At 67.4% G+C, this 14420-nt stretch carries 11 protein-coding genes; 6 read left to right on the forward strand and 5 right to left on the reverse strand.

Annotated elements, in window-relative coordinates:
- Positions 1–100: 100 nt before the first annotated feature.
- From AC5RVZ_RS07240 to AC5RVZ_RS07250, 3 genes are all read right to left on the reverse strand, one after another.
- Positions 101–1327, reverse strand: coding sequence for an IniB N-terminal domain-containing protein (locus AC5RVZ_RS07240; RefSeq protein ID WP_494065094.1), 1227 nt, complete (start codon positions 1325–1327; stop codon positions 101–103).
- A 196-nt stretch (positions 1328–1523) separates the two neighbouring features.
- The gene (locus AC5RVZ_RS07245) at positions 1524–4103 is read right to left on the reverse strand and encodes a LuxR C-terminal-related transcriptional regulator (protein WP_494065095.1); all 2580 of its coding nucleotides are present in this window, start codon (positions 4101–4103) and stop codon (positions 1524–1526) included.
- Complete coding sequence (locus AC5RVZ_RS07250) at positions 4100–6016, reverse strand: Hsp70 family protein (RefSeq protein WP_494065096.1); 1917 nt, start codon at positions 6014–6016, stop codon at positions 4100–4102. Before AC5RVZ_RS07250 ends, AC5RVZ_RS07245 begins: the two co-directional genes overlap by 4 nt.
- Positions 6017–6518: 502 nt before the next feature.
- Here AC5RVZ_RS07250 and AC5RVZ_RS07255 point away from each other — a divergent pair.
- The 6 genes from AC5RVZ_RS07255 (at position 6519) to mqo (ending at position 12309) form a co-directional block, all read left to right on the forward strand.
- Positions 6519–7151, forward strand: coding sequence for a DUF1697 domain-containing protein (locus AC5RVZ_RS07255; protein ID WP_494065097.1), 633 nt, complete (start codon positions 6519–6521; stop codon positions 7149–7151).
- A 147-nt stretch (positions 7152–7298) separates the two neighbouring features.
- A complete protein-coding gene (locus tag AC5RVZ_RS07260) occupies positions 7299–7562 on the forward strand; it encodes a PLD nuclease N-terminal domain-containing protein (RefSeq protein WP_494065098.1) in 264 nt (87 codons plus the stop codon).
- A 120-nt stretch (positions 7563–7682) separates the two neighbouring features.
- On the forward strand, positions 7683–8669 hold the full coding sequence (locus AC5RVZ_RS07265; protein WP_494065099.1) for a 2-hydroxyacid dehydrogenase: 987 nt from the start codon (positions 7683–7685) through the stop codon (positions 8667–8669).
- Between the two features lie 148 nt (positions 8670–8817).
- Positions 8818–9951: an L-talarate/galactarate dehydratase gene (locus AC5RVZ_RS07270; RefSeq protein WP_494065100.1), complete on the forward strand. Its 1134-nt coding sequence runs from the start codon at positions 8818–8820 to the stop codon at positions 9949–9951.
- 82 nt (positions 9952–10033) lie between these two features.
- Positions 10034–10729, forward strand: a complete 696-nt coding sequence (locus AC5RVZ_RS07275) for a FadR/GntR family transcriptional regulator (protein ID WP_494065101.1) — start codon at positions 10034–10036, stop codon at positions 10727–10729.
- Between the two features lie 62 nt (positions 10730–10791).
- Entirely contained in the window at positions 10792–12309 is a 1518-nt protein-coding gene (mqo, locus tag AC5RVZ_RS07280) for a malate dehydrogenase (quinone) (protein ID WP_494065102.1), read from the forward strand.
- A gap of 169 nt (positions 12310–12478) precedes the next feature.
- Here the strand turns inward: mqo and AC5RVZ_RS07285 are convergent, their stop codons facing one another.
- A complete protein-coding gene (locus tag AC5RVZ_RS07285; protein WP_494065103.1) occupies positions 12479–12874 on the reverse strand; it encodes a universal stress protein in 396 nt (131 codons plus the stop codon).
- Positions 12871–14397: a tripartite tricarboxylate transporter permease gene (locus AC5RVZ_RS07290; RefSeq protein WP_494065104.1), complete on the reverse strand. Its 1527-nt coding sequence runs from the start codon at positions 14395–14397 to the stop codon at positions 12871–12873. Before AC5RVZ_RS07290 ends, AC5RVZ_RS07285 begins: the two co-directional genes overlap by 4 nt.
- Positions 14398–14420 lie beyond the last annotated feature (23 nt).

The raw sequence follows: 14420 nt of genomic DNA on the forward strand, positions 1-14420 counted from the left end.
TGACTTCCGGCCCCGCGGCCGGACCGTGACACTGTCCAGCAGGAGGTCCCCCGGCCTCCTGCTGGACAGCTGATCTGTCGTGATTCAGTTATCAGGTCGGTTAGAAATCGACCTCTTCGGCAACAACACTGTCTTCGATTTCCACTTCGTTGTCCGCGACGATGACGGAATCGTTGACGGAGTTGTCGGTGAACTCGGCGTCGATGTCCGCGTCCACCTGCACGTCCGTGTTCGTGGAGCTGTCGTTGAACGAATCCTCGACCTCGACCTCGTTGTACGAGTCCTCGATCTCGACCTCCTTGTTGAAGGAATCCTCGACGTTGATGTCGGTGTTGGTGGAGTTGTCCTCGTTGAAGGAATCCTCTACCTCGATTTCGGTGGTGTTGCCGTTGTAGGAGTCCTCGATTTCCACGTTAGTGGAGTTGTCGGTCGAGTTATCCGTCGAGTTGTCGGAGTTGTCGTTGAACGAGTCTTCCACCTCGACGTCCACATCAACATCCGTGTTGTAGGAGTCCTCATTGTAGGAGTCCTCGTTGTAGGAGTCCTCGTTGAAGGAATCCTCAACGTTGAAGGAGTCCTCGACGGAGATGTCGGTATCCCCGACGGTCACGTCGCCCTCGATGTCACCGGTGGTCACGGTGGTTGAGTTATCGGTCGAGTGATCCTCAGAGTAATCCTTGGAATTGTCCGTCGAATTATCCACGGTGGCGTCGCCGCCGGCCGCAACAGAGTCGTCGCCCGAGGCGATCACGGCGTCGTTGTCGAACCACTGGTTGACGTCGCCGTCGGCCCAGATGTTCTGGTTGACGGACTGGTCCGTGATGGTGTCCCGATCGTCGATCGTAGAGGTGTAAGAGTAGTTGTTCACGATGTGCGTCAGTTGCTGCACGGCGTGGGCGTGGTCATCATGATCGTTGCCCCTGCCGCCGCCGTGACCGTGGTCATCGTCGTCATGGCCGCCGCCCCCGTGACCGCCGTCGTGACCGTGGCCGTCTCCGCCGTGGCCCCCGCCACCGTGGCCGCCGCCCCAGCCACCGCCATTGTTGCCGGAGTTGTCGCTGGACCAGTCGCCGGTGTCGCCGCCGGAGTGGTTGCCGCCGGTGTTGTACTCGCGGTCGAAGGACGAGCTGGCATCCACGGGAGCGTAGTCGAGGATGACCGGCATGATGGCGTCCACATCATCGGAGCACACGTCGCCCAAGCCGGCCTCGGCGAGGGCGGCATCCGGGTCTGCTTGGAATTCGGCGGCTGCCCGCGGATCACGGAGCAGATTCATGATGAATTCGAGAAGAGAGCTTGCGAGCGTAGGCATTATGTGAATCCCCATTCTTATTCCTACTGGATCTGGCCAAAAACTATGGATGGTGGCCCGCCGAGCTGAGTTGCTTGGCTTGGTTCAAAGCTACGGCCGGGCTGCTGTCGCCCGCATCGGGGCTTCCTCCCCCGCCGCCCGCCCCCTCCAGGGGGATCGCGGTGCCCGGGGACTAGGTAGGGAGGGGTCCCAAGCCCGGAAGGCCGCGGAACTACTGCGCGGAACCGTCTTCGCCGAGCGCAAGCCGCAACTGGGTCAGCAGCTCGGCGCGGTTCGAAGCCCCCAGCCTCCGGCGGATCCGCGCTATGTGGTGCTCGGCGGTACGCGGCGAAATAAAAATCGCGGCCCCGATCTCCCGGTACGTCTTGCCCTCCAGTACCAACCGGGCGACTTCGCGCTCCCGCTCGCTCAAGACGGTGCTTTCTTGTCCCTGTGCTGCTCCGGCGGGGACCGCTGCCTGCCCGCCGTGCTCGGCGCCGGTGACCTCGGCCGGCGCGTCCATGGTCCCGCGCGTGCCGGGATGAAGGTCCCTGGCGCAAGCCAGGAGGCGGCTCATGTCCTTGCGCTCGTCGGCGTGCGCTGCCGCGTGCCCGGCGAGGCGCGCCCCGTCCCAGGTGAGGCCGACGGATGCGAGCGCGCGGGCTGACTCCTCCACCAGCTTCGGATCGATCCTGCCGGCCAGCACTGTCACCCACGCCCGGCCGGCCGCCGCGAGCACGCCCGCCAGTCGGTACGTCCCCGAGGCCCGCACCAGCGCCGAGGCATGCGGGGCGAGCTCGCTGGGGCTGTCCGCCAACAGCGCTGCCTGGACCGCATACCAATGCAGCGAGGTAGACCACAGCGCCGGTTCGCCCAATCTCCCCAGCAGCGCCCACGCCTCCGTCAAATGCGGCTGCAGCCTCGCGGAATCACGCAGGCGGGCAGCGGCTACCGCCAGTTCGCCCAGCGGCAAAAGGCTGTAGAGATCGACGGCGACGTGCAGCAGCCGGCCCCTCGCCCGGTCCCAGGCGCGCACCAAGGCAGCGGTGTCATCGGTTCGCCGCGCCAGCCCGACCTGCAGGGCGTCCAGCAACAATTCGTCGCGCGGGGTGGGACGGATTCCGCTGGCGGTCGCCTCTGCGATGGCAGCCCCGGCGCTGTCCGGGTGGTCCTGCAGCATGGAGACCCAGGCCCGCAGGAGCAGCAGCCTCAACCGGGCCGCCGGGCCTCCCTGGCGTCCGCTCAGTGCGTCGTCGAGGACGGCTGCCGCTACGGGGAGCTCACCGCTGTGCAGGGCCACCAAGGCCGCGAGGGCGGCCGGGCTGTCCGGCAGCGGAATGGCGGCGCCGGAGGCCGTGAGCATGTCGGAAGCCCGCACCAGGGCCGGCAGCGCCTGCTCGGGGTGCTCGCCGACGGACGCGGCGATGCCTTGTCCCATCAACGAGACGGCCACGTTTGTCAGGGTTGGCGAGTTGTCGGCATGGTTGCCGGCAAGCAGGCTTCGAGCCTCGTCGGGGTCACCCGTACCGATCATGACGACGGCGGCCAGAGCCCTGGACGCCTCCGTGGCGGGTGATCCGAGCCACCGATAGACCTGGGCGCTGCGCGACAGCATGCCCCGCTGCGCCCACAGCGACGCCGCCACGTCCGCTCCGCGGAGCCTGTCCGGTGCCTCCGGCTGGGCCAGGAGCCGGTCAAGGATGCGGCCGGCTGTTTCGAGGTCTCCGGAGGCCAGGGCCGCCTGGGCCCGGCGCGCCGCCGTTGCCGCTTCGTCGGCGCCGGCTGCCGCCGCTTCGTCGTACAGTGTCGCGGCCACCCGGGGCTCGGAAGCCAAGACGCCGTCGCCGGCGTCTTCGAGGACGCGGACCACGCGTGGATCCTGGAGTCCGCCCCGAACCAGTCCACGGGCCACGTCAACGGGCGCCGGTGCGGTGTTGTTGGCTAAACAGTCGGCCAGGGCCCGCTGGGTGGCCCGGACGTGGTGCTGCGGGGTGACGTGAAGCAGGACGTTGCGCATGAGGGGAGCAAGGTTTCCCTCGGGCAGCACCAACCCTGCGGCCGTTGCCTGCGACATCAGGGGCCCGATGCCGCCAGGCAGCTCCCGCAGTCCGGAAGGCAGCGGCCCGGCTGGATCGAAACCGACGGCCAGGGCCAGCAGCAGCTCCCGAAGGTTGGGTTCCAGCCGTTCGAGCTCGTGTCCCACATGGTTGACCAACCCGCCGAACTTCACTGGATCTGATGGTATGGGGCGGGCGTCGTCGATTGCTTCCAACACATGCTGAACCAGCCAGGGCAGGCCGCTTGTCAGCCGGAAGACCTGGTCAATGACGGGAGTAGGAAGCCGGTCCGGGCGGGCAGCCGCTGCATGGCGGGCGATGTCCTGACGCGTCCAAGTCCCCAACAAGACCGGTCGCCGGTGCGCCTCCAACACCGCCGTCAGCCGCTGCAGCGCCGGCAACTTCGGCCACGACCGGTACGCGACCACAAGATTCACGTTCTGCTCGTCGGCCAACCGATGGACGCGCTCAAGTTCGGCGTCGTCCAGCTGGTGGGCGTCGTCGATCAGTACAGTGGTGCCTTCGTCCACAGGGTCTTGCCCCAGTGCTTGCCTGCCCGAGCTAACGGGGACTCCTGCTTCCTCATAAGCCGCCGCCAAGTTTTCCAGCAGCAGGCTCTTGCCCGATCCTCCCGGACCGGACACGGTAGCCAGTAAACGCGACGTGGGTTCCGTCGCGGCTTCGGTCAGCAGTTGCGCGGCATCCCGGTTCACCAAACGGCGTGCCGCCGGCTGCGCCGGTGTCGCACCTGTCATGCCGGCCCCGGAGCAGGCACATCGGTGGGGTCACCCGACGGTGCCGGCGGCTGCGTCGGGTCCACCCAGGCTGGCGCGGTCGGCGGAGGATCGACCACCACAGTCTCTGACGGTGTTGATGAGGGCTCCGGCGCGGGCTCCGGGGCAGGTTCCGGCGCGGGGTCGGGGGCCGGAGGCGGCACCGGATCCGGTTCCGGTTCCGTTGTCGGCACAGTCGGAACACTCGGTTCCGGCTCGGGGGCGGGAGGTTGGGGAGTCGTGCCTGGCTGTGGAGTCGCGGGCGGCACCGGGGTTCCCGTGGGTCCCGGGGCAGGCGTGTTGGTGCCGTTGTCCGGATCGGATCCCGGCCCCGGCCCGGAATCCGCGGGCGGCGCAGACGCGCCGCCCGGGCGCGTCGACGGTTGCCCGTTCGGCGTCGTCGTGGCCTGGTCCTGCACGTAGGTCGCCGAGTCCTGCGCGAAGCCCGCGGTGCCGCCATAGCCCGGGGTGCCTTCCGGGCCAGATGTCGCTGCGCCGGAGGACGTCCCGGCCGGGTTTTCCCAGAAAACCACCGGACTCATGCCAGGCTGCGACGGTTCAGCCGCCATGACGGAATTGGCCGGTCCGGCCCCTTCGCTTCCCTCCGGAGCTCCCCCCGGTACGTAGCCGTTCCGTTCCGCGGTGCTGCCTTGGGCAACTCCCGGTTGGGAGCCGAACAGGCCGAATTCGTGGGGGCTTTGGGCGGCGGTTGCCGTCAAGGCCGTGAGGGCCGCGACCGACACCGTTACGGCAGCGGCGCGCATGGCCAGCACGGGTTTCCGTGCGGTGCCGGCGCCTTCCACCGAGGACGCTGCGTGGGCGTGGAAGTGTGGTTGCGGAAAGGCGCGGCCTTCGGCGGCTACCGGCACCGGCTCCGGCTGCGGCTCCGCAGCTTGTTCGGGTGGCAGCACGAGCCTGTTTCGGGCCGCGAAGTACGCGGCCCCCAGGCTGATGGCGGCCTTCGGGTCCGCATCCACGGCGAGGGGACGGTTGAGTTCGGCGGACAACACTTGGGCAACCAAGGGGATCCGGGACGAGCCGCCGGTCAAGAGGACCGCGGTGAGGTCCTCGGCAGCCACGTGCGCTGTGTCGAGGGCCCGGCGCAGGGAGTGGAGCGTGTCCCGCACCAGCTCCTCGATCATGCCCTCAAACTCGGACCGCACCAGGCGGACGCCTGTCTGCAGTTCCGGCAGCAACACCGGGATCGTTGCCTCGGAATCGGCCGAAAGTGCTTCTTTGGCTTCCACGCATTCCCGCCGGATACGGTCCAGCGCCACGCGTGCTTGCGTCGAGGTGGGGTCCACCGCGCTCAGTCCGCCGTCCAGGCTGGCGACGACGTGAGCGAAGACGATGTCGTCGACATCAGCTCCACCCACCCGCTCCAGGCCTTCCGGTCTGCCCAGCAGCGTGAACGAGGCTGCGTCGCCCTTGTACAGGACTGCCGCGTCGAAGGTACCGCCGCCAAAGTCATAGACCGCGACGAGGCTCCCCGTGCCCACGCGGTTCTGGGAGGCGTAATGGAGCGCGGCTGCTTCCGGCTCGCTCAACAGCATGACGTCGGCGAGCCCGACGCCGGCCATGGCGTCGCGGATCAGTCCGGTCTTGTAGTCGCCCCAGCTTGCCGGATGCGACACCACTACTGCTTCCGGAGCTTCGCCTTCACGTTCCTGTGCGCGGTCTACGACCCACCGCACCACGGCGGCGAAAATGTCCTCAGGCGCGACGAACAGATCTCCGACCATCATCGGAACCGAGTCGCCGATCCGCCGCTTGAATTCTCGAACCACCCGGTCAGGGGACGTTGTGCCCCGCCGTTCGGCTGCCTCGCCGACCAGGACTGCGCCGTCTTCGCCTACATAGATCACCGACGGCACGGCCGCCGCACGTGAACCCAAGTGGACAGCCTGCGGCTGCTGAGGCTTTCGGTCTCCGCTCCCGTATCGCGCTGTCGCTGCTGCCGTGAAACTTGTGCCGACATCGACACTCAGTACATAAGCCATGAATCCCCTCAGGTACGTCCAGCAAGGAACGTCCCCCACCGCTTCTTTATACTGTCTCCAGAGTCATGCTCTGCTTCCCCCTAGGCGGGCGGTGTCCATCCGCCCGTGTCCCCATGAAGCCGCCGCGAATGACGCCCTCAGCCGCCGCCAGCCTCAGTTCCCCATACTTCGATACGGCGTTCTTCAGAAAGCCGTTCCGTTACATTCAGCCTAGGAGGGGTGACGGGCTTAGACAAGGGAATGGATCCCCCGTCTCGAAGGCATGAGCTCCACGTAAACTTGGTTAATGGTTTAGTCCTTAGACAACCTTTTTCCTTGATGTCACAGCCCTTCAGTGATACATATGCAAAGCCGCGTATCTTGCTTCGCCTAGCCGCTGAATGGGTAGGATCATCAAGTGATCACGGCCGGCGCATACAATGATTTCCCGTCCATCCGGCCCCGGAGCACCATGAAAAATAAATGCGGCGAATCCGGTTCCTTACGGACTTATGGCGTGTTTTTGCGCGGCATCAACGTTGGAGGCGTCCGGATTGCCATGAAGGACTTGCAGCGGGTCCTCACCGAAGCCGGCTTCAGGCAGGTGGAGACCGTCCTCGCCTCGGGCAACGTCGTGCTGTGCGCGGAGACCGACGACCCCGGTGTGGTCAAGAGAAGAGTCGAAGTGAGCTTGCGGACGGCTTTCGGCTACGACGCCTGGGTCATCGTCAAGACTCCCAGCGAGCTGGCGGCCATCGTCGAGGGCTACCCATTCACCCCGCCCGACGACGGCGTTCCCCGGCACGCTTACGCGGTGCTCACCACGGGTCAGGATGTTGTCGAACAACTGCTCGAGGACTGCCCGGAACTTTCGCCCGAAGAACGCGCGTCTCCGGGGGGCGACGTCTTGTACTGGGAGGTGCCCAAAGGCAACACCCTGGAGTCCAAACTGTCCAAGCAAATGGCCAAAACCATGTACAAGCCGGTGACGACCACCAGGAACCTCAACACGTTGCACAAGGTGCTGGCCAGGTTCCGCACAGAGGGCTGAGGCGGCCCCTGCTACCGAGGGAGGAGTGGAACCGCACGAACTCATCCTCCCGGGGGATAGCCGCGGCGCCGGTGCGATTCTAGACTCGTCATTGTTGCGGCCTTTGCGGTGGCCGGCGGCCGGGCACGGCCAAGGAAGGGGGATCCTATGCTGTTCGACTCGGTCACGTTGATAGCGGCTGCCGTCTGTGCCGGGCCATTTGCCCTCTTCCTGGCAGTCGGAGCGCTGGTCAGCATCTGGCGGAGCAAGCAGCAGCGGCCGGCGAAAGCAGGCTGGTCCCTCCTGGTACTGGCGTTGCCCATCCTTGGCCCCCTGACGTGGTTCCGGACCGCATCCCGCCGGGCAGCCGCTCAGGCGCCCCAGCCGGACACCGGGCCGGCGAAGCAGGCGACGGAGACCTCTGTACCCTAAAGGCCCGCACCCGAAAACGGCCAGCGGTTCCGCGGAACGGATGGAACATGTCCCGCCGGGTATCGGTCCATGCAGTATCCGTGTTGGACGCGCTTCCGCGAAGGTCCTTACGCTTCTGGCATGACCACCCGTACGGCCGTGCCCGCCGATGCCCCCACACCCGCCGACGGCCGGCAGGTCCTTCAGGTTGGACCGGTGAACCCCGTTGTCGCCGCCGCTTTGGCGGATGAGTTCGACGCACTGTTGCTCCCGGACGGCCCGGAACGCGGCGAATTCCTGCTGCGGCACGCCCCCGGCATCCGCGTGGCGGTGTGTTCCGGCCGCCATGGCATCGGCTCCGACCTGATGCGCCGGCTGCCGAACCTCGAAGCCATCGTAAACTTCGGCGCTGGCTACGACGCCACCGACGTCGACCAGGCAAACGAACGCGGCATCCGCATCAGCAACACCCCGGATGTGCTCACCGATTGCGTGGCCGACACCGCGCTGGCCCTCTATCTGGATGTGCTGCGCCGAACCAGCGCCGCCGACCGGTTCGTCCGCCGCGGCGAATGGGCCTCGACCGCGTCCTACCCGCTGACCACGCGGGCCTCCGGCAGGAAGGTCGGCATCCTCGGCCTGGGCCGGATCGGCCGGGCGATCGCCAAGCGGCTGGAAGCGTTCGACTGCGAGATCCACTACCACAGCCGGCGCGCCGTCGAGGACTCCGGCTACGCGTTCCACTCCTCCCCCGCCGAACTCGCGGAGGCCGTCGAGGTGCTCGTCATCGCCGCTGCCGGAGGCCCGGCAACGGTCAACCTGGTCGACGCCGGGGTGCTGGCCAAGCTCGGCCCGGGAGGCTACCTGATCAACATCGCCCGCGGTGCCATGGTGGACGAACACGCCTTGGTCTCCGCCTTGGCCGGAGGACGCCTGGCGGGCGCAGGGCTGGACGTCTTCGCCGCCGAACCGCAAGTTCCGGCCGAATTGATGGAGCTGGAGAACGTGGTCCTGTTACCGCACATCGGCAGCGGCACCCGTGAAACCCGCGCCGACATGGCCGCCTTGACATTGGAGAACCTGCGCAGCTACCTGCGCGAAGGCTCGCTGGTAACCCCGATCGACTGATTTCGTGCCCGGCCCGCCGTCGGGCAAGCCGAGGGTTCCACGTGGCAAAACCGGGTTGGCTCTGGCAAGGGTCGCTTGGTCGATACTTGTATAATAAGTAATGGACTTGTATCATCAGTGCAGTAGTCATCCCCGCGTAAGGACCGTCATGCCCTACAGCCCCGATGCCATCCGGCACGTCAAGCTCTCCACTGCCACGCTGCCGCTGGCCACGCCCATCTCCGACGCCAAAGTCTTTACCGGGCGCCAAAAGCCCATGACGGAAGTCGTCTTCCTCTTTGCGGAAATCACCACCGCGCAGGGACACGAGGGCCTGGGCTTCAGCTATTCGAAACGGGCCGGCGGCCCGGCGCAATACGCCCATGCCAAGGAAGTCGCCGAGGCAATGCTCGGCGAGGACCCCAACGACATCGCCAAGCTCTACAACAAGCTGCTCTGGGCCGGCGCGTCGGTGGGCCGGTCTGGCGTCGCCACCCAGGCCCTGGCCGCGCTCGACATAGCTCTCTACGACCTCAAGGCCAAGCGGGCAGGGCTCCCGCTGGCCAAGTTCCTCGGCGCGCACCGGGACTCGGTCCGGACCTACAACACCTCCGGCGGCTTCCTCAACGCCTCCATCGACGAGGTGAAGGACCGCGCCAACCGTTCGCTTGCCGACGGCATCGGCGGCATCAAGATCAAGGTCGGCCTGCCGGACTCGGGCGAGGACCTGCGCCGTGTCGCCGCGGTCCGCGACCACATCGGCGACGGCGTGCCGCTGATGGTGGACGCGAACCAGCAGTGGGACCGGGCCACCGCACTCCGGATGGGCCGCCGCCTGGAGCAGTTCGACCTGGTCTGGATCGAGGAACCGCTGGATGCCTACGACGCCGAAGGCCACGCCGCGCTGGCCGCCGCCCTGGACACCCCGATTGCCACCGGCGAAATGCTGGCCTCGGTGGCCGAGCACGAACGCCTGATCGCCGCCCGTGCGTGCGACATCATCCAGCCCGACGCTCCCCGGGTCGGCGGCATCACGCAGTTCCTGCGCCTGGCCACGCTGGCGGACCAGGCCGGGCTGGACCTGGCGCCGCACTTCGCGATGGAGATCCACCTCCACCTGGCCGCCGCCTACCCGCGCGAGCCGTGGGTAGAGCATTTCGACTGGCTGGACCCGCTGTTCAACGAGCGACTCGAGACCCGCGACGGCCGCATGCTCGTGCCTGACCGTCCGGGACTTGGTTTCACGTTCAGCGACCAGGCCCGCGCTTGGACGACGGACAGCGTCGAGTTCGGCCTCGCCTGACCGCGCCGCCCCATGCCCCATCACGACGGCGGTGCCCCGCACCGCCGTCGTTGCCCCACCTGCCCCAGAGGAAACCGGAGCGATGAAACCGAACCTGACGGCCACCTTGGTTGACGACCTGCGCAGGCGCATTGTCGACGGCGATATCGCTCCGGGCGACAAGCTGCCCAGCGAGAACACGCTGATCGCAGAGCACGGCGTGAGCCGCACCGTGGTGCGCGAGGCCATCACCCGGCTGCAGGCGGAGGGACTGGTGCACACCCGGCGCGGCAGCGGGAGTTTCGCGCTGACACCGCCGGCGGAAGCGGAGGGCCCCCGGGGCCTCCGGCCCGTGCGGACCCTGGAGGACCGGAGGGCGCTGGTGGAGTTCCGCACCGGCGTCGAAAGTGAAGCCGCGGGCCTGGCCGCCGTGCGACGGACCGACCGGCAGCTAACCGCCCTGCGTACCGCACTCGAGGATTTCTCCCGCTCCGATGCCAACCCTGCGGCGGCCCTGGCCCACGACTTCGAGTTCCACCGCACCGTGGCCGAAGCCAGCGGCAACCCGTTCCTGCTGGATGTGATCGCGGCCCTCGGCCCGGCCATGATCGCCATGCCGCGCTACCGGCTGGAGGCCGGCGGATCCGAAGCCGAAACCTCCCGCCTCTCGGCCGTGGCGTCCGAACATGCGGCGGTGCTGGCCGCGGTGGAAGCCGGCGATGCCCTGGCCGCGGCTGCCGCCATGCGCACTCATCTGGTCAATTCGCGGCATCGGCTGGACCGCGAGTCCGGCCACTGATCCGCGTCACCGCCCCGCACCTACCCTCTGGCATCACCCTCGTTCGCCGCTGAAAGGCCGCCATGGCAGCATCCCCCGATGGTCCCGTTGAAGAGTTCGACGTCGTGTTGATTGGTGCCGGCATCATGGGCACCACGATCGGCACCCTGCTGAATGAACTGGAACCTTCGTGGAGCATCGCCCTGCTCGAAGGATTGGATGAGGCCGGACTGGAGAGTTCCCACGCGTGGAACAATGCCGGCACGGGGCATGCCGGTCTGTGCGAATTCAACTACACGCCGCGCCGTCCGGACGGCAGCGTGGATGAAGGCGGCGCCATCGCCATCAACCAGCAGTTCCAGGCGTCGCTGCAGTACTGGGCCCACCTGGTGGAAACCGGACGGCTCAACGAACCGGCCGGCTTCATCCGACCGGTGCCGCACTTCGGCTTCGCCCGCGGCACGGATGGAGTGGACTACCTGCGCGCCCGGCACCGGGCCCTGTCCCCGCACCCGTCGTTCGGCGACACCGTCTACAGCGAGGACCCGGAGCAGTTGGCGCGGTGGCTTCCCCTGATGTTCGCCGGACGCCCGGCAGGCGCCCCCGTCGCGGTCACCCGGAATTCCGGCGGCACCGATGTGGACTACGGAGCCATCGCCGGCCAGCTGGTCTCGGCGCTCACCGCCCGCGGTGCTATGGTGGCCTTCCGACACCGGGTATCCCGCCTGCGCCTGGCCGGGAACCGCTGGATAATCGACGCCGCAACCCCCTCCGGTCACCGCCGTTTTCGGGCGAAGCAGGTGTTCGTCGGCGCGGGCGGCGGGACTTTGCCGTTGCTTCAAGACGCCCGCATCCCGGAGGTTCGGCGCTACGCAGCCTTTCCAATCAGCGGCCAGTTCCTGCGCACCTCAAATGCGCACTTGGTGTCCCGGCACCGTGCCAAGGTGTACGGCCACGCAGCACCCGGCACTCCGCCGGTGTCTGTGCCTCATCTCGACCTGAGGATCGTCGACGGCCGGGAGTACCTGCTGTTCGGCCCGTTCGCTGCATTCTCGCCGCGCTTCCTCAAGACCGGGTCGTTCGGCGACCTGCCGCGTTCCATCACACGGGGAAACCTGGGGACCCTGCTGTCGGCTGCCGGGAACAATGCGGCGCTGGTCCGGTATCTGGTCCGGCAAATCCTGCAGTCCGCTGACGCCCGGCTGGACGCGCTGCGGGCCTTCGTACCGCAGGCGGACGGCGCCGATTGGGAGTTGTCGACGGCCGGGCAGCGCGTGCAGACGGTTAAGCGCGTGGAGGGCCGCGGTTCGATTGCCGGCTTCGGCACGGAGGTGGTTGTCAGCGCCGGCGGCACCCTGGCGGGGTTGTTGGGCGCCTCACCCGGAGCGTCGGCATCGGTTTCCATTGCGCTCAACGTCTTGCGTTCCAGCTTCGCTGAACGCTTTGATGGCTGGCAGCCACGGCTGCGGGAGTTCCTGCCCGCCCTGGGCGGTCAGGGTTCCCCGACCGCCCTGGGCGGTCAGGGTTCCCCGCGGCTGTCATCGGCCGCGGGCGGACGCGCCCGTGCCGTACTGGGGCTGAATGCCGCGGATGGTGGCTGATTCCGGAACCTGAAGTGCCGCCGTGACAGGCCGAGGGTGCGGGGTCACAGTTGGCTCCCTGCCGGAGCTTCGGCCCGCGGCGGCACCGCAGTGCAACGGAAGCGGCAGCAGATCGGGTCTGCTGCCGCTTCCGTTGCTGCGCGGTCGGATCTGCCGTGGTTGGCGGTCTCTACTCCGCTGCCTTGACGGCCAGCACGGGCCGGTCCGCCTGCAACAGGATGCGCTGGGCGTGCGAACCCATGATGAACTTGCCCACCTGCGTGCGCTGGCGTAGGCCGATGACAATGAGCGAGACCTCGCGTTCGCTGGCGAGCTCAAGGATCTCGTCGGCCAGGTCGTCGCGGTGGGTGGGGCGCAGCACTTCCGCGGCCACGCCTGCCTCATCGGCCGCCGACTTCAGGCGGAGGAGGTCGTTCTCCGACGCCACGGTTTTATCCACCAGCGCCCCTTCACGGGTGGAGTTGACGATCAGCAGGTCTTCACCGCGGAGCTTGGCTTCCGCGATGGCGGCGGACACGGCCGCCTCTCCCACGGGGGTGGGTACATAGCCGACGAGGATGCTCATGCGTTCTCCTTGGTTTCGGTGCGGGTTTCGGTACGGGAGTTTTTCCGGCGATCCATCGCCGACTTGACCATCGGCCAGACGGCGACCACCAAGAAGACCACCAGCAACGTCGCGGAGATCGGTCGGGTCATGAATCCCGCGACGTCTCCTTGGAGCACCAGCAGCGAGCGGCGCAGGCTTGATTCAAGCAGTGAACCCAGCACGAAGGCCAGCACCAGGGGTCCCGGCTCGAATCCGGACTTCTTCATCAGGTAGCCGACCGCGCCGAAGAGGACCACCAGCAGCACGTCGAACATCGAGTTGCGGATGGTGTACGCACCCAACAAGGTGATCAGCGCGGTGATGGGAGCCAGGATGGCGGCGCGCACCCGCAGGATGCGGACGAACAGGCCGACCAGCGGGATCGACATGATCAGCAGCAGGATGTTGCCGATGTACATGGAGTTGACCACGCCCCAGAACAGCTCAGGATCCTCGGTCATCAGCTGCGGTCCCGGGGTCACGCCCTGGATGAGCAGGGCGCCGAAGATGATGGCCATCGTGGCGTTGGCGGGAATGCCCAGCGTCAGCAGCGGGATGAAGGAACTGGTGGCCGCCGCGTTGTTGGCTGTTTCCGGACCGGCAACGCCTTCGATGGCGCCCCTGCCGAAACGCTCCGGGTTCTTCGCGCGCTTCTTCTCCACGGCGTAGGCTGCCAGCGAGGATATGGTGGCGCCGCCGCCGGGCAGAATGCCGAGGAAGAAGCCGAGCACGGAGCCGCGTCCGATGGCACCGGAGGACTGCTTAAGGTCCTTCCTGGACGGCCACACGTTGGCCACGGCCGCCGGCGCTTGCGCCGCGCGGTGGCGTTCTTCCAGGTTGTAGAGAATCTCGCCGACGCCGAACAGGCCCATGGCCACCGGGACAAAGTCGATGCCGTCGGCCAGGCTCAGGTTGCCGAAGGTAAACCGTTCGGCACCGGTGAAGATGTCCCGGCCCACGGTCGCGAGCAGCAGGCCGAACGCGGCCGCGATCAGGGCCTTGACCTTGGCGCCGTTGCTGATGGTGGCCACCAGCAGGATTCCGACCAGGGCGAGCGCCGTGTACTCCGGCGGGCCGAAGTCGAGGGCGAAGCCGGCCACCAGCGGCGCCAGGAAGGTCAGCCCGACGATGGCGACGGTGCCGCCGATGAACGAACCGATGGCCGCGATGCCCAGGGCGGTTCCGGCCTTGCCCTGCCTGGCGAGCTGGTAGCCGTCGAAGACGGTGACCACGGAACTGGCCTCGCCCGGCAGCCGCAGCAGCACCGAGGTGATGGTGCCGCCGTACTGCGCGCCGTAGAAGATACCGGCCAGCATGATGATCGCGGTGACGGGCTCGATCCCATAGGTCAGCGGCAGCAGGATGGCGATGGTGGCTGCCGGGCCCAGGCCGGGCAGGACACCGATGAGCATGCCGATGACGACGCCCAGCAGGCAGTACAGCAAGTTGGAGGGGTCAAGGACAACGCCGAAGCCGTTGATGACCGGTTGCAGGAAATCCATGCGAGAACCTTTGGATCAGTGGG

This window comes from Arthrobacter sp. Cza30, assembly GCF_059090765.1.

What these genes read in the sequence shown, in the direction of transcription:
- AC5RVZ_RS07260 (WP_494065098.1), top strand. Translation starts at nt 7,299, where the DNA reads ATGCTGTTCGACTCGGTCACGTTGATAGCGGCTGCCGTCTGTGCCGGG.
- AC5RVZ_RS07245 (WP_494065095.1), bottom strand. Translation starts at nt 4,103, where the DNA reads ATGACAGGTGCGACACCGGCGCAGCCGGCGGCACGCCGTTTGGTGAAC.
- AC5RVZ_RS07285 (WP_494065103.1), bottom strand. Translation starts at nt 12,874, where the DNA reads ATGAGCATCCTCGTCGGCTATGTACCCACCCCCGTGGGAGAGGCGGCC.
- AC5RVZ_RS07240 (WP_494065094.1), bottom strand. Translation starts at nt 1,327, where the DNA reads ATGGGGATTCACATAATGCCTACGCTCGCAAGCTCTCTTCTCGAATTC.
- mqo (WP_494065102.1), top strand. Translation starts at nt 10,792, where the DNA reads ATGGCAGCATCCCCCGATGGTCCCGTTGAAGAGTTCGACGTCGTGTTG.
- AC5RVZ_RS07290 (WP_494065104.1), bottom strand. Translation starts at nt 14,397, where the DNA reads ATGGATTTCCTGCAACCGGTCATCAACGGCTTCGGCGTTGTCCTTGAC.
- AC5RVZ_RS07270 (WP_494065100.1), top strand. Translation starts at nt 8,818, where the DNA reads ATGCCCTACAGCCCCGATGCCATCCGGCACGTCAAGCTCTCCACTGCC.
- AC5RVZ_RS07265 (WP_494065099.1), top strand. Translation starts at nt 7,683, where the DNA reads ATGACCACCCGTACGGCCGTGCCCGCCGATGCCCCCACACCCGCCGAC.
- AC5RVZ_RS07275 (WP_494065101.1), top strand. Translation starts at nt 10,034, where the DNA reads ATGAAACCGAACCTGACGGCCACCTTGGTTGACGACCTGCGCAGGCGC.